The organism is Bifidobacterium sp. MSTE12 (assembly GCF_000513015.1).
Classification (GTDB): domain Bacteria; phylum Actinomycetota; class Actinomycetes; order Actinomycetales; family Bifidobacteriaceae; genus Bifidobacterium; species Bifidobacterium dentium.
Genome location: NZ_AZYA01000030.1, coordinates 21,856 through 44,377 on the forward strand (window position 1 = coordinate 21,856; position 22,522 = coordinate 44,377).

General features: G+C 58.7%; 17 protein-coding genes and 2 pseudogenes. 4 read left to right on the top strand and 15 right to left on the bottom strand.

Features of this window, described 5'->3' with window-relative positions:
• Positions 1–204: 204 nt before the first annotated feature.
• The gene (locus HMPREF1494_RS06270) at positions 205–1,161 is read left to right on the top strand and encodes a hypothetical protein (RefSeq protein WP_034521045.1); all 957 of its coding nucleotides are present in this window, start codon (positions 205–207) and stop codon (positions 1,159–1,161) included.
• 41 nt (positions 1,162–1,202) lie between these two features.
• Here HMPREF1494_RS06270 and HMPREF1494_RS11985 read toward each other — a convergent pair.
• The 4 genes and pseudogenes from HMPREF1494_RS11985 to rmuC form a co-directional block, all read right to left on the bottom strand.
• Positions 1,203–1,556: pseudogene (locus tag HMPREF1494_RS11985) on the bottom strand (TrmH family RNA methyltransferase); the annotation flags it as partial.
• Between the two features lie 131 nt (positions 1,557–1,687).
• Positions 1,688–2,165, bottom strand: a pseudogene (locus HMPREF1494_RS11990) (TrmH family RNA methyltransferase); the annotation flags it as partial.
• Positions 2,166–2,253: 88 nt separating this feature from the next.
• On the bottom strand, positions 2,254–2,916 hold the full coding sequence (locus HMPREF1494_RS06280) for an orotate phosphoribosyltransferase (protein WP_034521055.1): 663 nt from the start codon (positions 2,914–2,916) through the stop codon (positions 2,254–2,256).
• A gap of 25 nt (positions 2,917–2,941) precedes the next feature.
• Positions 2,942–4,285: a DNA recombination protein RmuC gene (gene rmuC / locus HMPREF1494_RS06285; RefSeq protein WP_003843332.1), complete on the bottom strand. Its 1,344-nt coding sequence runs from the start codon at positions 4,283–4,285 to the stop codon at positions 2,942–2,944.
• Positions 4,286–4,442: 157 nt separating this feature from the next.
• Here rmuC and HMPREF1494_RS06290 point away from each other — a divergent pair, with 157 nt between their 5' ends.
• Positions 4,443–5,441, top strand: coding sequence for a hypothetical protein (locus tag HMPREF1494_RS06290; protein ID WP_034521058.1), 999 nt, complete (start codon positions 4,443–4,445; stop codon positions 5,439–5,441).
• An 86-nt stretch (positions 5,442–5,527) separates the two neighbouring features.
• Here HMPREF1494_RS06290 and clpB read toward each other — a convergent pair whose 3' ends face one another.
• From clpB to HMPREF1494_RS06330, 9 genes are all read right to left on the bottom strand, one after another.
• The gene (clpB, locus tag HMPREF1494_RS06295) at positions 5,528–8,164 is read right to left on the bottom strand and encodes an ATP-dependent chaperone ClpB (RefSeq protein ID WP_034521078.1); all 2,637 of its coding nucleotides are present in this window, start codon (positions 8,162–8,164) and stop codon (positions 5,528–5,530) included.
• Positions 8,165–8,434: 270 nt separating this feature from the next.
• Positions 8,435–9,256, bottom strand: a complete 822-nt coding sequence (locus HMPREF1494_RS06300) for a fumarylacetoacetate hydrolase family protein (protein WP_034521080.1) — start codon at positions 9,254–9,256, stop codon at positions 8,435–8,437.
• 20 nt (positions 9,257–9,276) lie between these two features.
• A complete protein-coding gene (locus tag HMPREF1494_RS06305; RefSeq protein ID WP_034521083.1) occupies positions 9,277–9,801 on the bottom strand; it encodes a hypothetical protein in 525 nt (174 codons plus the stop codon).
• Positions 9,802–10,260: 459 nt separating this feature from the next.
• The gene (locus HMPREF1494_RS06310) at positions 10,261–11,865 is read right to left on the bottom strand and encodes an isopeptide-forming domain-containing fimbrial protein (protein WP_034521086.1); all 1,605 of its coding nucleotides are present in this window, start codon (positions 11,863–11,865) and stop codon (positions 10,261–10,263) included.
• Positions 11,866–12,013: 148 nt separating this feature from the next.
• The gene (locus HMPREF1494_RS11735) at positions 12,014–13,684 is read right to left on the bottom strand and encodes a DUF7604 domain-containing protein (protein WP_231495354.1); all 1,671 of its coding nucleotides are present in this window, start codon (positions 13,682–13,684) and stop codon (positions 12,014–12,016) included.
• Positions 13,599–14,918, bottom strand: a complete 1,320-nt coding sequence (locus HMPREF1494_RS11740; protein WP_231495355.1) for a vWA domain-containing protein — start codon at positions 14,916–14,918, stop codon at positions 13,599–13,601. The genes HMPREF1494_RS11735 and HMPREF1494_RS11740 overlap by 86 nt, the downstream gene beginning before the upstream one ends.
• A 281-nt stretch (positions 14,919–15,199) precedes the next feature.
• Positions 15,200–16,234 carry a class C sortase gene (locus tag HMPREF1494_RS06320; RefSeq protein WP_396334929.1) on the bottom strand — a complete coding sequence of 345 codons (1,035 nt, stop codon included), beginning with the start codon at positions 16,232–16,234 and terminating at the stop codon, positions 15,200–15,202.
• A 110-nt stretch (positions 16,235–16,344) separates the two neighbouring features.
• Complete coding sequence (locus HMPREF1494_RS06325) at positions 16,345–17,187, bottom strand: YggS family pyridoxal phosphate-dependent enzyme (protein WP_034255932.1); 843 nt, start codon at positions 17,185–17,187, stop codon at positions 16,345–16,347.
• Between the two features lie 319 nt (positions 17,188–17,506).
• Positions 17,507–17,914, bottom strand: coding sequence for a hypothetical protein (locus tag HMPREF1494_RS06330; protein ID WP_034521101.1), 408 nt, complete (start codon positions 17,912–17,914; stop codon positions 17,507–17,509).
• A gap of 284 nt (positions 17,915–18,198) precedes the next feature.
• Between HMPREF1494_RS06330 and HMPREF1494_RS06335 the strand changes: the two genes are divergently transcribed.
• Complete coding sequence (locus tag HMPREF1494_RS06335; protein ID WP_003843319.1) at positions 18,199–19,224, top strand: glutamyl-Q tRNA(Asp) synthetase; 1,026 nt, start codon at positions 18,199–18,201, stop codon at positions 19,222–19,224.
• Between the two features lie 14 nt (positions 19,225–19,238).
• Here HMPREF1494_RS06335 and HMPREF1494_RS06340 read toward each other — a convergent pair whose 3' ends face one another.
• Positions 19,239–20,120 carry a DUF3152 domain-containing protein gene (locus HMPREF1494_RS06340; protein ID WP_034521103.1) on the bottom strand — a complete coding sequence of 294 codons (882 nt, stop codon included), beginning with the start codon at positions 20,118–20,120 and terminating at the stop codon, positions 19,239–19,241.
• 65 nt (positions 20,121–20,185) lie between these two features.
• Positions 20,186–20,917, bottom strand: coding sequence for an MIP/aquaporin family protein (locus tag HMPREF1494_RS06345; RefSeq protein ID WP_003838609.1), 732 nt, complete (start codon positions 20,915–20,917; stop codon positions 20,186–20,188).
• 655 nt (positions 20,918–21,572) lie between these two features.
• Here HMPREF1494_RS06345 and HMPREF1494_RS06350 point away from each other — a divergent pair.
• Positions 21,573–22,522, top strand: a 950-nt coding sequence (locus tag HMPREF1494_RS06350) for a prealbumin-like fold domain-containing protein (RefSeq protein WP_231495356.1), incomplete at its 3' end; no start/stop codon positions are given.

Below are 22,522 nucleotides of genomic sequence, written 5' to 3' on the forward strand. Positions count from 1 at the left end.
CGACCATATCCATCCAGTGACTGGAAGAATCACCCCGCAATATGACCTCTCGGCATGCGGATTCATCCAGCAGCTGGAGGAATCGGACGATGCGTTACCGTATCGACGGCAAAGTTATGCACAGACACGCCGAGAGGCCTTTGAGTTATCCACATTTGCCTATCGCGCTTCCCTCGGTACCAAGCCACAGGGTAGCGTCGAATCATGAAAGCGTATCCTCAGATCGACAGGCTTCTTGATCAAGCCGAAAGCGCACAACGATGTGCGCACAGTAGCAAGCCCTTGATGCAGAAAGGGCTCTATCGCAGATACCTCGCGGGGGATCTGGTCAAACCGTATCCCGGACTGTTCGCACGTTCGGCATACTGGAATCGTCTGAATGCCGCGGAACAGTCGTTGCACGCAGCCCGTACGCTCAAAGATCTCCACGGCAATTGGATCTTCGCGGGAATCACCGCAGCGGCGGCGCATGGTTTTGAACACCAATGGCTCCTGCATCATCAGGGATTGACCATCACCCTGCCCACACGCGGCTCATACCGTTCACATGACAAGCTCAATGTCATCTACAGTCCATTCCCGAAAGACAACGCGGTCATCGTGAATGGCATACCGGTCACCAATCCGGCGCGTACGCTTCTTGATTGCGGCCACATGCTGGAATTCCGGTTCGCCTTGCCGATTTTCGATTCCGCCGCCGCCGAAGGGGTCGGCAATGATCAGGTATTGCAGGAATGCGTCCGTACCACGCGTGACTGCACGACGATCTTCAGACTTATGCAGCATGTGGATTCGAGTAGCGAGAACGGCGGCGAATCCTTGGCACGCGGAACCATGATCGAAGCCGGCTTTTCGATTCCTCAGCTTCAGATACCCTTCACTGATCCCACAACCGGAGAGCGGTTCCGTGTGGATTTCTTGTGGCGTGCGGATGATGGCAGGATCATCGTAGGCGAATTCGATGGCACGGCGAAGTATGTGGATCCGGAAATGACCGGTCGGAAGAGCATACAGGAAACCGTCCAAACGGAACGTAATCGTGAGCAGGCCTTACGTCGTGCCGGAGTCACGGAAGTCGTCCGATTCACCTTCGATGACGTTCTGCAACGCAACCCGCTGATAGCGAAGTTGCGCCGCGCGGGAGTCCCGACCGTACCATAATGCGTTCATTTCCAGTCGCCGGAAGCATCAATCGCAGCCCGTCAAGACCGGGGAACGGCATGCTGAGCAATCCAGGCGTGCATGGAGACTGCGGCCGCAGCACCTGCATTGATGGAGCGAACCGAACCGAATTGGGAGATGTAGACCACATCGTCGGCCAGCTCGAGCGCCTTCTCGGACAGACCCGGGCCTTCCGCGCCGAAGAGCATGAGGCAACGCTTGGGGAAATGATAGGTTTCCATCGGCACGGCACCGGGAATAATGTCAAGAGCAATGATGCGTGCGGCCTGCAGGTCGGCGATTTTCGACTCTAATTCAGCCAGTTGCGCCAGCTGCTCTGTGTTTTTTTGAGCGTCATATGCAGCCAAAGTATTCGATACGGTGCCGGATGATCGGGGTTCGGCACCGGTATCGGCAATGTCAGAGACATCGGTTTGCGGCGGTACGAAGACGCAGGCATCGTCGGGACGTGGTCCGGTCGCGGTTCCACGCATGCGGCATGCGATGGCCGCAGCCTGCGATTGCGCCGCGGCGATTTCACCTGAAATGCGGTATTTCCAGCATTCGACGAGCTCAGCGATGGATGGATGGTTTTCGACATGTTGGTACAGTTCCGTCATGAGTGCGCCCTTGCGATTCCATTTGTGCGGCCCGACGATGTGTACGCGGGATGCTTGGAATGCATTGGCCGTGCGCACCATGGATCCGATGTTGAAGTCATGCGTCCAGTTCTCCACGGCGACTTCGAACTCATGACGGCCATGCGCGTCAAGATCGGCCTTGATGGCCGCGACGGACCAATAGCGGTAGCGGTCGAGCACATTGCGACGATCGCCTGCATCAAGCAAGGATGAATCGAATCGCATATCGAAATTCGGGGATTGCGGATTGTCCGGACGCGGCTCTCCCGGATGGGTTTCGGCCCACGGGCCTACGCCCACCTCACGGAATACCGGTTCGCCGGACGCTTTCGCCGCGACATCGATAGGGTTGGGTGCGTGCATGGTTCCTTCCGATTTTCATCCCGTATGCGTCAGCATCAGGCAGGGCCTAGGTTTTCCGCCCTCTGATGCAAGTGAGCAACGAGCCGACTCAGTGAAGCTCGGACTCCTTGTACACTTCGATGAATGGCAACTCGGACTCATCGCCGGAGACCGGATTGACGACTTTGATGGTCGGATGGATCATATCCACGCCACCAATCAACGACGCCACGGCGAGCACTTCGGCCCCTTCCCTCTCCACGACGGAAAAGTCGAGACTCAGTTCGTTGCCATTACGCAAGGTGACAAGCGAGGAGGTTTGCACATACGACTTTTCGGACAGCCAGGAGTCGAGCAGCACCACGCGCTTGCCCGTGATGGACGGTCCCTTGATGGACGGGTACACGAAATCCATGACGAATCCGTTCAAGTCTTCACCACGGGAGGCCGCAGCCTGGATCATGGCGGAGACCAACGGCACCGCAGCGGCGGTCAACGCGCCGACGGCATCGACATCATCAACGGAATAGCCGGCTTCTTCCAACGTATCAAGCAAGATATGCCCGACGACGGAGGCCCCGCGATGATCGAACGTCACGGATGCAAGCTCTGAGAACGGCTTGTCCTTCATCTCGGCCTGCAGCAGGGTCTTGAGCTGATCGCGCGGCTCGAGCATGGCGAAATCGACGGTGGACGGCTCAGTGGCGGTGGCGGTCGATGCGACCTCGGTGGCGGCCGGCACGGTCTTACGGAAAGTCTTCTCGTCAGTCATGGCTCCAGCCTATCCTTTCGGCTCGTCAATCCCTCGCATCATCTACGGTTTCGGGCGCCGTCAGCTCACGGATATCCGCCTTCTCAGATGGAATGATTTCCACGGATTCGATGACCTTGCCCTGATCCACGCGTTGCAGTTTGCGAGCGGTGACCAGCACGCGGGACTCCAATGACGAGGCGAACGCATTATAGGCGCCAACCGTTCTGGTGATCGCCGTGCCGAGTTTGGTGGCGCGCTCCCCCAGCACCGCGAAACGCTCATACAGTTCACGTGACAGGTCGAACAGCATTTTCGCGTCATCGGTAAGGCTCTGCTGTTGCCAGGCGTAAGCCACCGACTTCAACACCGCCCACAACGTAATCGGTGAGGTCAAAGCCACCTTACGGGCGAATGCGTCGTCCATCAGCGTCGGATCGGTCTCCAAGGCGGCCTGCAACAGCGACTCGTTCGGGATGAAGGCGATCACGAAATCCGGCGCGTCCGAGAACGCGTTCCAGTAGGCCTTGTCCCCCAGCACCTTCACGTGCTCGCGCACTGCCTTGGCATGGGCCCTCAGCAGATCCGCCTTACGTGCCAGCTCCTCCTGCGAAGCGGTGTCGGGAATCTCGCAGGCACGTTGATAGTCGGCATATGGTGCCTTTGCGTCGATCGGAATGGTTTTACCACCAGGCATGTGGATCACCATGTCCGGACGCTGGGTATGCCCGTCCGCATCGGTGACGACCACCTGCGTATCAAAATCGACATGTTCCAGCAGACCCGCCGATTCGACGATGTTACGCAATTGCGCCTCGCCCCAGGCGCCACGTACCTTGTTGTTGCGCAATGCAGCCGACAGCGAGCTCGTCTCACGGTCGAGCCGCGCCTGCTGTTCCCCCAAACCCTTGAGTTGCTCACCGAGCGCACCCATTTCGCGCTTGCGCCCCTCTTCGATTTGGGAAACCTTCTCCTGAAGGGCGTCAAGATTCTTCTGCACAGGAGCCAGAGCGGAGAGCACCTTGCTCTGCTCCCGCAACTGCCGCTCGCTTTCGGTCTGCCGACGTTCCGCCTCCGCGGCGGCCTTTTCACGCTCACGTTCGATTCTCGTCTGCTCGGCGCTTTGCGCCTGCGCCAGCTGGGATTTGAGATATGTCAGCTGCTGATTCAATCCTTCGGACTGCGTGCGGTACTGTGCCACGGATGTGGTCAGATCGCCGATCCGTCGCCGACCGTCCTCGATCTGAGCCTTCGCCTCGTTCAAGTCGGCGGTACGCGCATCCCGCGCCATGTCCTGCCCTCTGGATCGCCCCGCGAAAAAGCCCGCGGCCGCTCCAAGCGCGGCCACGATCACCATCAGCACCATTACAAACACAGGATTGTCGAACATATGTTCTAGTAAACAGCATGCGGTGGACCACGTGTCGCAGCCACGCCCGAATCCACTCGACGAACCGCATTCATCCGTACGAACGACCACCCGATACCCCGCGCTGGATTATGCTGGGGAACAGTCGTACGAGAGCGAAGGAACACAAGAGGCTGGTATGGGATTCGATTTGTTCATGGCCGCAGTCGCCATCGTGGTCGCCTCCATTGCGACATGGGGCATTCTCAGATTCTTCCTCGGCCAATCACCGACCGACGGCAAATCGTCGACGCCACCAACGCCGGACGATCGCAAGGACCCCCCGGCAACCGAAACATCGGCGGACCATGTGCGGAACCATCCCAACCCCAGCACCGATCCACCATCATCGGAAGCCGAACGGTCCGCCAACAAGCGGCCCGAAGCCGCCCCTGCCGCCAACTCCGCGGAATCCGCCGATGACGACCAACGCATCGTTCCGCTGCTCGTCATCGCCACGATCCTTACGATTCCAACGTTCGTCGTCACCATGCTCATGCTCGGCAGCGTAACCATGCCCGACTGGCTGACCAATCCCTGGCTGCATGCCATCGTGATCACGCCGGTCATGTTCTATTGCGGTGCGCCGATTCATCGCCACGGTATGCCCGCCCTGCATCAACGCACGCCGAATGCGGATTCGCTGATCTCGCTTGGCATGTCAATCGTCTATGTCTACAGTCTGCTGCTATGCGTGGTGTCTTGGATTTTTCCGGTTGGCTCACGCGATCCGTATTTCGCGTTCGTCGGTGTGGTCGTGATGCTGGCATTGATCATTCGCCTGATTCGCCGGAAGCTGGTGATCGTGCGGTTCCCGATCGAACATCCCGAAGATTTTGAGCAGGCGCTGAAGATTCGCGCAACCAATGCGTCAGCACAGTCAACACAGTCAACACAGTCAACACATGGAAAAAGCGCGGAAGAGGTTGTCTTCCGCGCCAGAATAGGCCATGTGATCCACACTCGCGTGCTACAGATCACCACTGCGGTGACGATGGTCGTCGCCGTGTGGACGTTCGCGCTATGGCTGGTGTTCGGCATGCAGCCGAAGCTTGCGGTTGCGGTGCTTATCGCCGCTACCGTGTTATCGGTCGCCGGCCTGGTGCTTGAGGTCGGCGACCGCGTTTCCTCCCTCTGACAAGGGAGGAAACGGCAGGGCCGATGCCGGGGGACCTCACTGAGGTTCGCCGGCAGCCTCTTGTTCCCGCAGGGGAACGGCCCTGCTTACTTGCCCATGTCCGCCAGTTGATCGCTCGCCCATGCGGACAGTTCGAGATGATCGCCGCCGGTCTGATCCACCAACACGGTGTCGCCGTCATGCACCTGGCCAGCCAGCAGCATGCGCGCCAGCTGATCGCCGACCTCGGTCTGCACCAGGCGACGCAGCGGGCGAGCGCCATACGCCGGATCGTAGCCGGTGTTGGCCAGCCATTCGCGTGCCGAATCGGTCACATCGAGCGTGATGCGACGCTCGGTCAGGCGAGCGGAGACCTGCGCCACCTGGATGTCCACGATGCCGCCCAGTTCCTCACGGGTGAGCGGGTGGAACATGACCAGCTCGTCCAAGCGGTTGATGAATTCCGGCTTGAACTGCATGTGCACGGCATCCATCACGGCCTTCTTCTTGGCGTCCGCATCCAAGTCCGGATTGACGAGGAATTGCGACCCCAAATTGGAGGTCATGATCAGAATCGTGTTCTTGAAGTCCACGGTACGGCCCTGACCATCGGTCAGACGGCCATCGTCGAGCACTTGCAGCAGCACGTCGAATACTTCCGGATTGGCTTTCTCCACCTCATCGAACAGCACCACCGAGTATGGGCGGCGGCGTACGGCCTCGGTGAGCTGGCCGCCCTCCTCGTAGCCGATGTAGCCCGGCGCGGCGCCGATCAGGCGAGACACGGAGGCCTTTTCCATGTATTCGCTCATGTCGATGCGCACCATGGCCTTCTCGTCGTCGAACAGGAAGTCCGCGAGCGCCTTGGCCAGTTCGGTCTTGCCCACGCCGGTGGGGCCTAGGAACAGGAACGAGCCGGTCGGACGATTCGGGTCGGAGATGCCGGCACGCGAGCGCCGCACGGCGTCCGAAACCGCTGCGATGGCTTCCTTCTGGCTGATCACACGCTTGCCGAGATACTCCTCCATGTGCAGGAGCTTTTCATTCTCGCCTTGCATGAGGCGGCCGACCGGGATGCCGGTCCATTCGGATACGATGCCGGCCACGGAATCGGCATCGACGTGGTCGGGCACCATCGGTTCGGTTTCGGCGACCGCGGTGCCGTTCGCGTCATTGTTGTCGGCGGCGGCTTCCGCTGCGGCCAGTTCCTTCTGAATCGCGGGGATCTCGCCGTACGAGATGCGGCTGGCCTTCTCCAGGTCACCTTCGCGCATGGCCTTGTCGGCTTCTACGCGCAGGTCGTCGAGCTTGGCTCGCAAATCGCCGACCTTGTTGTGGCCGGCCTTTTCCGCGTCCCAACGTGCCTTGAGGCCGCTCAGCTTTTCGCGGGCGTCCGCCAGATCGGCCTGCAGCTTCTCGAGGCGGTCCTTCGAAGCGGGGTCTTCGGCCTTCTTGAGCTGCATCTCCTCCATTTCGTAGCGGGTCACCTTGCGTTGCAGTTCGTCGATTTCCTCCGGCGAGGAGTCGAGTTCCATACGCAGGTGCGCGGCTGCCTCGTCGACCAGGTCGATGGCCTTGTCGGGCAGCTGGCGGCCGGAGATATACCGGTTCGACAGGGTTGCGGCGGCGACCAGCGCATCGTCGCCGATCGTCACCTTGTGGTGCGCCTCGTAACGTTGCTTCAGACCACGCAGGATCGCAATCGTGTCTTCCACGCTCGGTTCGCCGACGAAGACCTGTTGGAAGCGGCGTTCCAGTGCCGGATCCTTTTCGACGTTCTCTCGATATTCGTCGAGCGTGGTCGCACCGATCAGGCGTAGTTCGCCGCGGGCCAGCATGGGCTTGAGCATATTGCCTGCATCCATGGAGCCTTCGGCGGCGCCCGCACCGACGATGGTGTGGATTTCGTCGATGAAGGTGATGATCTGCCCGTCAGACTTCTTGATCTCCTCGAGCACGCTCTTCAGCCGTTCCTCGAATTCGCCGCGATACTTGGAGCCCGCGACCATGGAGCCGAGGTCGAGTGAGATCAGCTTCTTGTTCTGCAGGGTGGTCGGCACGTCACCGGCGACGATGCGCTGCGCCAGACCTTCCACGACGGCGGTTTTGCCGACGCCCGGCTCGCCGATGAGCACCGGATTGTTCTTGGTGCGCCGGCTCAGGATCTGGATGACGCGGCGGATCTCCTGATCGCGGCCGATCACGGGGTCGAGCTTGCCGTCTTTCGCGGCGGCCGTCAGGTCGGTGGAATATTTTTCGAGCGCCTTGTATGATCCTTCCGCGTCGGGGCTGGTCACTTTCGCGCCGCCGCGCACGCCCGGCACCGCCTTGCGCAGCGCTTCGGCGGTCACGCCGTTCTTTTCAAGGATTTCCGCGGATTGGTTCGGCTTGCTTGCCGCGATGCCGATGAGCAGGTGTTCGGTGGAGACGTATTCGTCGCCCATCGCCTGCATTTCCTTTTCGGCCTGCGCGATCGCGGCGGTCAGCTGACGGCTTGCCTGCGGCTGCGATGTGGTCGAACCGCTGGCAGCCGGCAATGCGACCAAGGCGTTGCGCACCGCAGCGCCAATGGCTTGCACGTCGCCGCCGGCAACCTGGATGAGACCGCGGATCACACCGTTTTCCTGGCGCAGCAACGCATCCATCACATGCAACGTGTCGACTTGCGCGTTACCTGCCGCGGACGCGCTTTGAATGGCGTCTCCGATGGCTTCCTGCGCCATCGTGGTGAACTTTTGTTCCATATCATCCTCCATGATTCGCGCCGCTCGCGTATCGTCTTCGCAGCTCACTTGCCGCGAATCGACCGCAATCCGGCGCATATGTCGTTGTCTGATATGCTCAACCGACTTCACCGCCATTCTATTCCCAAAACTTGAGTCATCAACACTCAACTTTTGTTTTTCTTTTCCAGCGAATAGTGATCCAGATACACAAAAACCGGCTGATTCATGACGGAAAGATGTCATGAATCAGCCGGTTTTTATGGAAATAAGCTCCTTAGCAGTCAGCAATCAGCCACGCAACACCACATTGCGCAACGAACCGATGCCCTCGACGTGTACGACGGCCTCATCACCCGGATCAAGATGTCCGGAAGCGTTCGGCGTGCCGGTCATGATCACATCGCCCGGCAGCAGCGTGGTGAAGCTCGAAATCGCGGCGATCTGCTCCGGAATGCCATGAATCAGGTTCGCCGTGGTACCTGACGCCATCTCAACATCCTCACCGTTGAGCGTGAACGAGATCTTCGCATCCTTCCAGTCCAGGTCATCACGCGTCACAATCCACGGACCGAGCGGACAGGCGGTATCGAAACCCTTCGCACGTGTCCACGTCGGATCGAGTCCCTGCAGGTCACGCAGCGTCACGTCGTTCACGCAGGTGAAGCCAAGCACATAATCCATGGCCTGCTCCACCGGCACGTTCTTGGCGATGCGCCCCATCACCACGGCGACCTCGGGCTCGAAATTCATGTCGTTGGAGCACGGCGGAATCACAATCGGATCGTCCGGACCAATCACGGAAGTGCTCGGCTTGGTAAAGATCACCATATCCTCCGGCGCATGCTTGATTTCGGAGTGACCGGCCTCATGCATGAACTGCGCATGCGCCTCGTAGTTTTTGGCCAGACCGTACACCTTCGACGGAATCACCGGCGCAAGCAGGCGGATGCCGTCACCGTCGACCGGAAAGCGCTCGCCGGTCGGCTGGACGGCGGCGCCGGACAGTGGATAACCGCCCAATGCCACCAGATAATCCTTGCCGTCGCTTTCGTCGGTCTGCACGAAAGCGTACTGCGGTACATCATTATGCGAAAAACGTGCGATTCTCATGCCCTTTAGTCTACGCCGGTTCAGACGGCCCGCTCGACTTCGGTGCGCGCCTGGAGATCGAGTCGCATACGCAGGGTACCGACCTCCTGCTCCAATTCGTCGATTCGCCGCACCTGCTGGTAGATCATCAGGTCACGTACATCGACGCTGCCGTCACGCGGGGCAGCCGGAAAGGTGATTGCGCGAAGAGGCACCTGCGATTGCGAAGGGGACCGATCCGAAGTCACGGTCTGCATCGACGCGAGCACGTGCGCACTGGCGGCATCCAATCGATCATCATATCGCGGACCGGCCATCGCATCGCTCGAGCTCTTACGCCACCTCGCAAAGCAACGCTCGATGCGCTTGTAACCGATCAGCGCCGGGTCGAGCCCCGCCTCACGGAACAGTTTGACCGGTGATTCGCCGGCATGATACCGCCGCATGCACGATTGCTTGAACGCCTCGGAATAGGTGATTCTTCTCGCCGTGGCCTCGGCCACCGCAGGCAATGTCTTCAGATAGGCGACCTCTTCAGGACTGAACATTCCTCCGCCGTTAGACATGACGACCCTCCTCCGTGCTACATGTGTTCACACCCGGGATCAACGTCGAAAACCGCCTCCGTCTTACCGCCTCGATTATTGCCCGATGGAGTTTATGGTAGATGAAAACAAGTCTCATCTCAAGTGCAATTAACTTATACCCCTAACTCCCTCCTTATTGCTACCAATTCACCTTATTTTTGTTGATTTTCCAACGACTCACCCACCCTAGTCATCAGCATGTATAAAACACCCTAATTCATCACCCTTTCTTAAGATATTTATGTAAATCAATTGACTTATTTACCGTATTCCATATCACTGTGGAACCTAACGGGAAAAACCTTCCCGCACCTTGCCGAACGACATGCAAAGGTGCCGCCCGCGGTTTTCGCAAGCGGCACCTGATCCGGATTTTCGCCCGGAGTTTTCCGGTCAAGGCATTCCGGCAATACCCCCTTCAGTCACATCGTTCGGACGTCAGGACTCGACCAGCGTGTTCCGGGACTTGAGCGCCACGGCCGCACCGGCACCGGCCAGCAGCAACGCCACGATGGTGAACAGCACGGTTCCCGCGGCACCGGTAAGCGGCAGCTGGGTGATGGACTTCACGTTCTTCACCGTAATCGCACCGTCAGCACCGGAGGTGGCCAGTCCCAGCACGTTGCTGCCGTCAGCCAACGCGAAGGTCGTCTTCTTGGCGTTCTGGTTGATGGAGACCTTGATGTTGAATTCCGCCAGGAACTGCTTGGAATAGTTCAGATCTTCGCGGGTCGCGGTTTCCTTGACGGTGTAGGTGCCTTCCGGCAGGGCGAACACCTTGACCTTGCCGTTTGCGCCGGACTTGATGTCGGCTGAGGCGGTGGCGGCGGTGCTCAGCATGTAGCCGTTGTCGGTAGGCACGAACGTAAGGGTGTTGCCTCGCGCGTCCTTCACATTGAAGGTCACGCCTTCCAGAGCGTTCTCTTCATCGCCGACGCCGATCTTGGTGAATTCGAACCTACCGGTGATGAGTTCGACCTCGTCGCCGTCCGTCGAGGTGTTCGGGTCGGTGGCCACGGTTGGCGTGTTGGTCACCGTCTCGCTTTCCTTGACTTCTTCGTTGATTACGCCGGTGTACTGCACGTAGATGGTCTTGCCCGCATTCGCGAGGCCGGCCTCGCTGGCCGCATAGTTGCTCAGATCGACCGTGAACTGGTCCGTGCCGTTGCCCTTGAGCTCGTTAGCGGTGAAACCACTGACCACGTAGTTGTTGTCAGCCGGGATCTCGGTTACGTTAACCGTCTCGCCATCGACGGTGATTGTGGAGGAACCGCCTTCGACGTACACCTTGATGTCATTATTGACGGTCAGGCCCACGCCCGGCTTATCCATGATCTTGAACATCGGATCGGTCTTACCCAGCATGTTCGGCAGCTTGACCTGGATGGTGTAGTTCGCGACACTGCCGACGCCCATGGCCTGGGCCTTCTCTTCGGCGGTCTTTCCCGGGGTCGGCGGCGTGTTCGACTTCGCCACGACGGTACCGAGGGTCAGCGGATCACCAGACTTGCGGACGAACTTGGTGTAGGTTGCGCCGTTGGCGGTCACCTGCGTGGCCACGACCGTAGGCACGCCGTTCGTGTCGGTAATCAGATACCAGCCTTCGGTCACGTCCAGGGTAACCGTCGACGCTTCAAGCGCAGCGGTCTTCGTATCGGTCGGGGTCAGTCCGGAAACGACCAAGGCGTCAGCGAATGCGCGCAGCTGCGCGTCGGTGAATGTCGCCACGTACGCGGCCGGATTGTCCTTGTACGGGTCCGGAATCTCACTCACGCCGCCCGCACTCTTCGCCGCAGCCTCAACGGCGGTCTTCGCCGCATCGACGGTGTTGACCTGCACCTTGCTCATGGTCGGCGCGGTACCCTGCGGATCGGCGAATTCGGCGAACTTGTATGCCTTGAACTCGGAACCCGCGGCCGCGTTCGTCACGGTGATTTCGGCTGCGGTCGTCGGATCGGCCTGTGCGCTCGCAGCGCCTAGGGCCATGCCGGCCAGCAGCGTCGCCGCGGCGGCCACGCTTGCAAAAAGCTTCCTCGCGTTCATGATGAGAAACCTCTCTTCCTTGTAATTGTTGCTTGGGTGTTCACCATTGATTCGAATGTTGTGCGTTATCAGGATTCGTGTCCGGCCGGGGCACCATCGGCTCGGCCGGATGCGTCCGTTCAGTCATTGGTTGCTGCCATCACCCCCATCAGTACAACCGTTTCTTGCCGCTCCAGATGGAGACGATGATTCCCGCCACGACGGCGATCAGACCGAAACAGCCACCAATGAGCAGCCACTGTCGACCGGTGAGATCACCTGCCGCAGGGAGCGTCGCAACCGAGATATAGCGATTGACGAACGCAGCCGTCAGATCGTCGGCCGGCTGTTGTTTGTCGGCTGCGATGTCCCGGCCATCGCGATCCTTGACCTGCACGACCTGCGTCACCTTCGCCTCGTATTGGCCGGCCGCATTCTTGGCGACGGTGACGGTGACGTGATATTCGGACTTGTCAAAACGCCAACCATGCCTGGCCGCAGGCTGTACTTCCACCACCTTGAAGGTATAGGTGTCGGCACCGTTGTTCAGCGGAGTCGAGAATGTCAGCGGATCACCTGCGGAATCGACGGTGAATGCACCCGGCTTGGAGATATTCGCTTGCAGGTTGCCGATCGAAGTCGTCTGCTTGCCGCCTTCGAGACCTTTCAGCATGGCACCGGTGTTCTGCGCCTTCTGTGTGTCCGACGTGATGTCGGTCAGTTCGAAGTCGAAGGATTCCGCATAGTCGTTGCCCTGAGTCTTCTTGCTGAGCTTCACGCCGTCTTGCAGCGTAACCGTGTTGCGTTGATTCCGTACCGTGCATTCGTAGGTTTTCAGCGGCTTCTGCAGGTCGGCGTTCTTATCGGCGAGCGCCCACAGCTCATTCTTATCGATCGTCACCGTGACATTCGCGTCGCCGACTTGGGTGTAGCCGTCGACCGCGTCTTCGGTAAGCGTGTATTCGCCTGGCACAAGTTTGACGAAACTGTCGTTCCATTGATTGTCGGCGTTCAACGTCACTGTGAGGTCGACCGCATCGTCGTAGCCTTTGAGGTGCATCTGCACTTCCGTACCGTCGACAGGTTGCACATCGGGCCATTCCTTGGTCACTGCGACGTTGGCGACCGGTATCTGCAGTACCGGATGCCGGTAATTCGCGCAACTCGACCTGTCGTCGGTGGTGTAGCAGACTTGGGCCGTCTTGTTGGACCTGAAGCCGGCCTTGCCCGCCGAAGTGGCTCCGGTATCGGCATCGCCCGTCGCGTCATAGCCGGTCTTCGCATATGTCTGATAGGCGAAGTCGGTCGGTTCCACGTTGTATGACAGCGTATATGTCATGCCGTCCTTGAGCTCGTACGATTCGTTGAATTCGGCCCTGACGATGCCGTTGCCGTTTTCGCTGTACCACAACGCGTAATCCGTATTGAGTACCGGAGCGGTTTCGCCGGCCTTGCCACCGGTGACGTTCAGCGTAACGCCGCTCGTTACCTTGTAGAACGTCTTGCCATCGAACGTTCTCGCAGTGGATTTGTCGTAGGCGATGTCGCTCTGCTTGGCATACTCCGACAGTTCGTCGGTGATGGAGACGCCCGTATACACGTGCTTTTCGGTGATGGTCTTCTGGATATCGTTGAAGATCTGTGCCAGCTGCGTGGCGCTGGAGGCCGAATAGTAGTAGTCGCCGGAGGCTCGGTCGCCCAGATTCCGATACCCGGTGGCATTCGGATAATTGCTCGAGATGCCGTGCATGAACTTATTGGCGTTGCTGGCGGACGATACGCTCGCCGACGGATTCGCGCCATCGAAAAATGCCGATGGAGTACACCGTGGTGCCGGCATTTTTCAGTTCCTGGGATTTTTTGATGGCGGCATTCGCAACGTCGTCATCAAAACCACTCCAATGATTAGGCTCGCCATCAGTGAAGAAAATCACGTATTTCTTCGCTCCGGCACGGCCGCCGGCAAGCGCCTGTTGTGCAACCTCCATTGCAGCATCGGCATACGTTGCGCCAGCCGCCTGCAAACCATTGACGCTTGTCTTCAGCAAGCCAGCATCCGTCGTAAGCTCCTGTACAATCTGTGTACAGTTACCCGTGTCAGATTGCCTGGAATTGCTTATTCGACAACCATCAGCGCCTGTCGCGGTCCCGATTTGGTTGGCATATTTCACTAGGGCAACTTTTACTTTATTGTTATCGTCCTCAATCGTGTCGTTGGTCTTGGCTGTCTCATCCAGAAAAGAATTCACAGCCGTCTTCAAAGCGCTAATCTTCGATGGAGAGCCTCTACCGCCAAAATCATCGTTCATGGAACCGGACACATCCAGCACCAAGGCGATGTCTATCGGGGTGGTGTCCGTGGTGGAGGTGGAGGCGTCCTTGCCGGTTACGTCAAGTTTGAGTGTGTAGGCGCCATTGCCTTGGTATTCGATGCTCTTGGTATGCTCCGGCGTCGACAATCCTGCGGAGGCGGACTTCAGCATGCCCCGGTACGACGCAATACCAAGACGTACCGTCTTATCGGCATTATCCTTAGTTTCGTCGTCTTTCGCTTCGTTCTGATTCACCACGGTATCGGCATCATCGTCATCCGATTGAACCGACCGCTCAACGGTCGTAGGGTTCTCGGTTCCCGTTGGTTTCTGGGTCGGCGTTGCGGATGTCGTCGCGGGTTGCGCTTCCGACGGAGTGGCAAGTTCCATAACAGGCTCGTCGGCTGATCCGGCCTTCTGCTCTTCAGATTGTTTCACGAGCTGTTCCACAGACTGTTCCGTGGATTGCTCCGCGGGCGCGCTCTCAGCCGCAGGATTCCCTGACCCTTCGGATACATTCTCGGACGGGGTGGATTCCGCTGCCGGAGTAGCCTCGGATACATCGTTCGATGCACTGCTCGCGGAAGCCGTCGCGACCTGTTCGGCCGCCGCCGCATCGGCGTCATCAGCCAATGCCATCGTACTTGCACCGGCCATGCCACCCAGCATTGCGAAGGTAGCCGCCATGGCCATGAGCTTCTTTCCAAGATCCTTGCGATGTCGGTCGCTCAAGCCGGCAAGCAGATCCTTGATTCTCTTCATAGCATGTCCATCTCTTCGTCTCGACGCGTAAGGCCGGCTCCGTCACGTGCCTTATGAAACGGACTGTAGGGAAGAAAGCCCTGCGGCGCATACACCCTCCTAGGGGGAGCATCCAACCACTTGCATCATCGAAAATCGTTGGAATTCCAACAAGACCATACCCTCTTCGGCAACCTCTTCAAGACGTGAAAACATCCTCTTTCAAGGAGGCGCGCAAAAGCCCCATGCCGGTTGCGACGCATCGAAACCACCATGGTCGCGACATGATCGGCATCCGCCGCTCAACCACGAGACGGCCAACATTCGGCATGACGCATGATCCTACGCTTCGGACGAATCAGTCTGAGCATGATGAAGCACAACACCATGCCGCCAACCAGAACGCCGACACCCACCCACAGTCCGATGCTGCGCGCATCATGCAGGTCTGTCGGGTCGGGTGCGGGCATGGGAATCGACACACGATGCCCCGAAACCAGCAGCCGCTGGGTATTGATGCCATACGGCGTGCAAGTCATCAAGGTCAGACGATCCTCCCCCGGCTCGATTGTGAGACGTGATGTGTCATTCGGATCAATCACGCCGATGCGATCCACCTGGTAGCCAAGGGTTTCACCCATCACCTCGACATACATGAAATCACCCTGCTTCATCTCGTCAAGGCGGGTGAACATCATCGCCTCGACCAGACCACGATGCCCGGTGATCACCGCATGCGTGTTCGTGCCACCGACCGGCAGGCTCGTACCATACAAATGCCCGGCACCCTTGGCGAGCGCCTGCTCCGACGTACCATGATAAATCGGCAGTTTCACGCTGATTTTAGGAATCGACACGGTTCCCATAATGCCGGAGCCGGAATCAAGCAGACCCTGATACTCCTCATCCTGACTGGAGACGGAATCCCCGTTACCGGAACTCTGCGAAACGCCCGCGGCCGACGCGAAAGGATCCACGGCCTCACCAAGAATCGGCTGCCCTTCCTTGGCGAGACGTGCGTTATAGGCGCGGGCATCGGCAAGCCGGTCCTCAGCCTGCGGGTACGGCCAGCCCGCAACCGTTTTCGCCACCGCATCGGAAGTATTCGACAGACTCCGCGCCGATCGCACCTGCATGACCACCGGAAACAAGCCTACGCATAAGGCCGATGCGATCAACAGCGCCGCAAGCGCACGCATCACCACGAACTGCACGAGCCGCATGCGACGCCGACGCACCACATCCGATACGTCAACCACCTCAGCAAACGCCACAGGCTCCCACCGGAGGGCAACGGCCCGAGACACCTCCCGCCGCACGCTGACTCTGCGAAGCATCATGCATCTCCTTCGAACGCAACAATCTTCGCATCACCACCCCTGCAATCCACGCCCCCTATTGGAGGGGTCCATGATCATTCCCACAGGCAGGAACGTATGGGCCGACGCTAGATGAACGCGCGCTCGCCGAAGATGGCGGTGCCGACGCGCACAATGGTAGAGCCTTCGGCGATGGCGAGCTCCATATCGCCGGTCATGCCCATCGACAGTTCCAGGCAGCGTTCGGTTCCCGGCGTCTTGGACGCAAGGATCAGATCGCGCGTCTTGCGCAGATGCGCGAAGCATTTGCGAATCGTGGTCTCATCGTCGACATGCGCGCCAATCGTCATCAGACCTTGCAATTCGAGGCCATCCAACGTGCCTATCTTTTGTGCGATGCGGATGGCATGAGCCGGATCGCAACCTGACTTCGACGCCTCGCCGGACTCATTCACCTCCAGCAGCACGCCGACCGTAATGCCGCGCGCGACGGCCCTGCGCGAAATCTTCTCCGCCAAATCGACCGAATCCACCGACTCGATCGTGTTGACCACCGGTAACACTTTGCCGATCTTGTTGCTTTGCAGTTGACCGATCAGATGGAACGGAATATGCGTACCGTCCGCATCGCCGGCAACCGCGCCGCCGGCAACCACCTCGGCAGTGGCCGCCCCCAACGTAAAGCCGCGTTGCGCGCACTGCTTCAGCAATCCTTCGGCCTTTGCCGTCACTTCCTGCGGACGATTCTCTCCGATCATGCGCACCCCGGCGTCGATCGCGGTCATGATTTCGCCGACGTCACGCGTCTTCGTGGCTGCCAGCAGTTTCACCGAACCGACTTCGCGACCGGCTTGGGCTTCGGCGGTGGCGACACGGTCCAGCACACGATGCACGCCGTCCGTAATCTCTTGTGCGCGCGCCGCATCGATCACCTCATTGGCAAGGTTTTTGTGGTCCATATAAGCAGTCATCTCATCGCCCCTTAACGTCGGATTCCCGATCCCTTTCCCTAGGGTATGAAGAAGCCCGTACGAGCCGGCCTGAAGTGAAGCGATAAAGCGGTCGGCAATAGTCGTACGGGCTAACATCAGACGACAGTAGAAGGGGGACTTCAAGACTCCGTCTGTAGTTTCTTTATGACTCAAAATGCCTTGATTGTTATGGCATATTCCATAATTTGAGACATTTCGAGGAAAATTTCGAGGGGTTAACCCCCTTGGGTTTCTGATTGTCTAGTAGGCACTCAGTCCTTGTCAGCATGTTGCCGCATTGCACGAACGTTTCCACGACTCAGGATTCGATGGTTTCGAACCGTTGCTCAAGCTCCCCGACACGCTGCCTCAACGCGATCACCTGGCAGGTCAGCGACTGAATCTGCCCCATTTGCATGGTGATGAGGCGGTTACGCGCATCGGTCGGCATCACGGCCATCGCACCTGGCTGTTTGGCCTCGTTCATGATCTCATCATCATGCTTCCAACGCGCGATATTGCGTTCCACACGCTTATGGCCGACGATCATGGGGCTCAGGCCGGCCGACGTAAAAATCACGCTCGGCCGCTCACCCTGTAGATAACGACTCATGCAACTGACTTGGAAATCATGCGAATACGTGATGCGATTTTCCGTAACCGCCTCGACCGCCGGCAGCGACCGTAGGTATTCGACTTCCGTCTGACTGAATCGTCTTCTCGTCATGTTCCACCCACTTTCACATTGTCATTACCGTTGACTCCGCTTACGCGCCGCGCGACATGGATACGGCTTACGTGCTCTGGACGGTTCACCCTATCATCAGAAACTCGAAAATGACGGGGGCAAAACCACCCGTATCGCTACGCGCTAAACCTCGTGTAAGCTATATCACACAATCGATTCAACGCTTTATCATACAATTCACCCCATCTCACCCCTTATGTGAATCGCTTCCTTTCCGGAGGAGAAGGTAGAGTCCTGTATGACCAACCACTCAAGGAGGTACGATGCCAGGCCGTTTCGCTCCGACGCCGTCAGGCCGCATGCACATCGGCAACATCTACGCGATGCTGGGTGCATGGCTTTCCGCACGCAGCAGCAACGACGCAATCTACCTGCGCATCGAAGACATCGACGAACCACGTGTCGTCCCCGGAGCGGCCGACCTCATCATGGACGACCTGCAATGGCTCGGCCTTGACTGGGACGGCGCGCCCGTATATCAATCCGCCCGACACCATCTGTATGAAGATGCCCTGCGCGCCTTGCAGCGTCTCACCATCGACGATTCGGGAGCCGTCACCGCAGACGCCACCGGAAACGCAACGCCGTTAATCTACCCCTGCTTCTGCTCACGCGCGGACATTCGCGCGGCTTCAGCACCGCAGGAAGGCGACCGTTTCATGATCTACCCCGGCACCTGCCGCAGGCTCGCCGAGACGAATCCGGACGAGGTACGCGCACGGCTTGCGCAGGGCAGGCGGCATTCCCTACGCATCGCCATGCCCGCTTCGAATTCGACGATTGCGTTTGAAGACCGTGTATTCGGCCATCAGGAATTCAATGTGACCCGCGAGATCGGCGACTCGGTCGTTCGCCGGGCCGACGGCCTGTTCTCCTACCAGCTGGTGGTCGTCGTAGACGATCTTGCCATGGGCGTCGACGACATCGTTCGTGGACGTGATCTGCTACGCTCCAACGCCCTGCAGATATGGATTCGGCAAGCCCTCACCGGCTCCACCGATTACTCTTACGCCCATCTCCCCCTCATCGACAATGCGAGCGGGCAACGACTTGCCAAGCGCGAGAAATCACTGGACATGGGCATTCTTCGCAAGCATGGCGCCACACCCGAACGAATCATCGGATACTGCGCCTGGCTGCTCGGACTCCAAGGCGATCCGCATTCCACGCATCCGCAACCCATGAGCGCCCAAGAGGCCCTGACCGAATTCAGCTGGACCAAGGTCAGAACCGACACCGCCGACCGTTCCCTTGACCCGCAGGCATTCAACACCTATTTCGGTCTCTAACGGCACGATGGTCGCTATCTGATCCACAGCTCATTATCGAGCGGATATTCGTTGGTCGTGCATCCGTCCAGATGCATGGACTGTTCCTGCATCAGCGGCGCAGACTGCCCGGCACCGGCACACGGCGTCTCATTATCGGTATGACCAAGTCGATGCCCCACTTCATGATTGATCACCATTACGCGGTATCTCGCCATGTTCCCGCCTGCGGAAAGCCAGGCATCCGTGCCGCCATTCCAGCGATCGTCGTTGATGATCACGTTCTCGCCCACACGGCAACTGTATTCGGTGGAGCAACCCGACGAAAACGTGGTCATATATTGCGCTTCGGAAAGCACGATATTGAAGTCACAGTTTCCTTCCGCGCCCTGCACGAACGTAGCACCGGCACGCGGCCATCCGCGCTCATCGTTGAGAATACGGTAGACGGCATTGGAGAAGTCATCGAGCGAACCGACATCACCCTTCTCCGCTACGCAATAGGTGTACTGCGTGGGTTCATGGCCGTTATCCCGTGCCGTCTGCTGGGCCTTGGCGAGAATCTCGTTCCTCTGGTCATCGGTCAGCGGTGCCGATTGATGCTGCAACTCAGCCTGTACCGGATCCTCAGCATTGTCATCGTCTTGCGATTCGTTCGACCGTTCGGCAGCCGCATCGTTCTTGGAATGCTGCCGTTTCGCCGTCGTCTTGCCGGTCGTCGCCGACTGCGAGGCCTGCGCAGCCCGTTGCGCATGCGCCTTCATCCCGTGCACACTGCAGGACACCATCGCAATGACCAGAATCGCAAGCACGCAGGCCACCGTCCAGCGGCGAATGCGAAACACCTGCCGCGAATCCATCGTCACGGCCGTCTTCGGATTCAGCGCACGTAGCACATACCGTATGAATCGCACCATGGCTCCCTCCCACAATATGCGAAGGTCCGCGGAAAATATCCACGGACCTCAAGCATAGCTGTACATCAGGCGAACAGCGACTTAAAGAGGAATGCGCCTACGATCGCACCGGCAATCGGAGCCACAACCGGAATCCAGGCCTCACCCCAACGGGAGGATCCCTTGTGCGGAATCGGCAGAATGGCGTGCAACAGTCGAGGCATAAGATCGCGGGCCGGATTCAGACCAGGGCCGGTCGGGCCACCCATGGAGGTCACAAGGCCCCACACGATGAAGCCGACCACGATGGCTGCGGCGGCGTGATCTTCCTTGCCCCACGGCATTTCGAGGCAGCACAGTGCGCCAAGCACCAGCATGAGGGTGCCGAAGAACTCGTTGACGAAGTAGTTGACGCGGTCGTTGTGAGCATCGGTGGTGCAGAAGGTGCCGAGAATGGCGTTGGCATCTTCAGTATCCTTGTAATGCGGCCAGTAGGTGATGTACACGATGAGCTGACCGACAACGGCACCCAGCAGCTGGGCGATGATGTACGGCAGCACCTGACCCCACGGGAACATGCCGTTGATGGCCTGGGCGAGGGTCATGGCCGGGTTGATGTGCGCACCGGAAACGCCGCCGAACATCAGCACCGGGAACATAACGCCAAAACCGTAGCCCATCGCGATGTTCAGCCAGCCGGCATGATAGCCCTTGGTGTTCTTCAGCTCCGCATTGGCGACAGCGCCGTTGCCGAAGACCATCAGTACGGCGGTACCGACGAATTCAGCAGCGAGTTTGATAAAGAGTGAGTATTCCACTTCGTCTTCCTCTTATTGCTTCTTCTCGTATTGACACAAGATTAAATTGCGATTCCGCTCTAAGCGGACAACAGGGCAAGATACTACTCCCACCCATGTCTTTTCGATCCGGAGACCACTGATATATATGAGACGGCATAGATAAGGAGCGGTCTGCAAGAAGAGCAGTCACGAATTGAACGAAGAATTATAGGAATACCGCTTTCGATACGACGGGCCGTATGATACCCCTAAACATCCCTGTACAAAGAACCTCTTGCACCGCTCCGACGCTGGGGAGAAGCTTCGCCGACGACCCAATCGGTTTGTATAGGTCGATGACCGAACGTAGTCGGCATACAATCAAGCTTTCACTGCTTTTCCTCACACGGAAATTCTTGACAGATAGAAGGAATCTGTCAGGAATTTCATCCGGTACCTGATACAACCTTTCAGCTCGCGTTCACAAAACAGGGACTCGGGGGAGAAATTGTACACATATGTACCCTGAGAAAGGCGAGAGATGCGAGATTATTTCGTTGGTTTAGGAAAAAATCCGATTCAACGGCTTCCCGCACCGCTCGCGATTGAATCAAGAGAGGGTACCATGAGAACAACCAACAATCGAATACACATCCCATCCGCTCTATCGGCTCTGATTGCAACAGTAGCGATTATGGTCATGAGCGTATTCCCCTCGGCTCTGGCATATGCGGATGGCGGCTCCGCCCCGACCGTGCCGGTACAGGTGTCTAAGGTCGACGCCGACGGCACCGCGCTCAAGGGCGCGCAACTGCGCATCTCCCATAAGGACGCCAATGGCGCGGACGTTATCGACGCCGAATGGACCTCAGACGGCACCGTGCACACCGCCGACCTGCCCGCAGGCGACTACACGCTCACGGAGACCACGGCCCCTGAAGGATACGACAAGGCGGCCGACCAGACGTTCACCGTCAAGGCTCCCGAAAATCCCGCCCCGACGGACTATTCCTTCACTACACAAAGCTCGTTGACTTCGGGCGCGCTCGTGTCGAAGGACGCCTCCAAGACGGTTTCCCCCGTGTACTGCTTCAACCTGCGGAAGTCCAGCCCGACGAGCGGACTGGATTACACGAGGGTCGAAGGCTCAGCCACCGCGTTCAGCCAGCTCGCCCAGCGCGCACGCCCCGGCACCGACCTGTATCAGGACGTGCTGCGCGTGCTGTACAACGGCTATCCGAACAACAAAGCAGGTATCCAACAGAAGTACAATCTGAGCGACCTGGAGTTCGCGGAGGCGACTCAGTATGCGATCTGGTACTACACCGACTCCCGTCCGATCGTGCCGCATCCTTATTCCGACGCCGTTCAAGCGCTGGTTGACAGCACGGCGAACATTCCTTCGGGACAGACCCTGGACATCTACAAGACATCCAACGATCAATATCAGAATCTGCTGGCTACCGAATTCCATCAGGCCACCCCGCCGGTCAGCTTGATCATGGTCGGCCAGAAGACCCAGGCCCCGACGCCGACGCCGTCTCAGCCGACGACTCCGACTCAGCCGAGCACTCCGAGCACGCCGAGCACGCCGTCTCAGCCGAGCACACCTGCGCAGAACGCTCCGGTGAAGCCTCTGGAGAA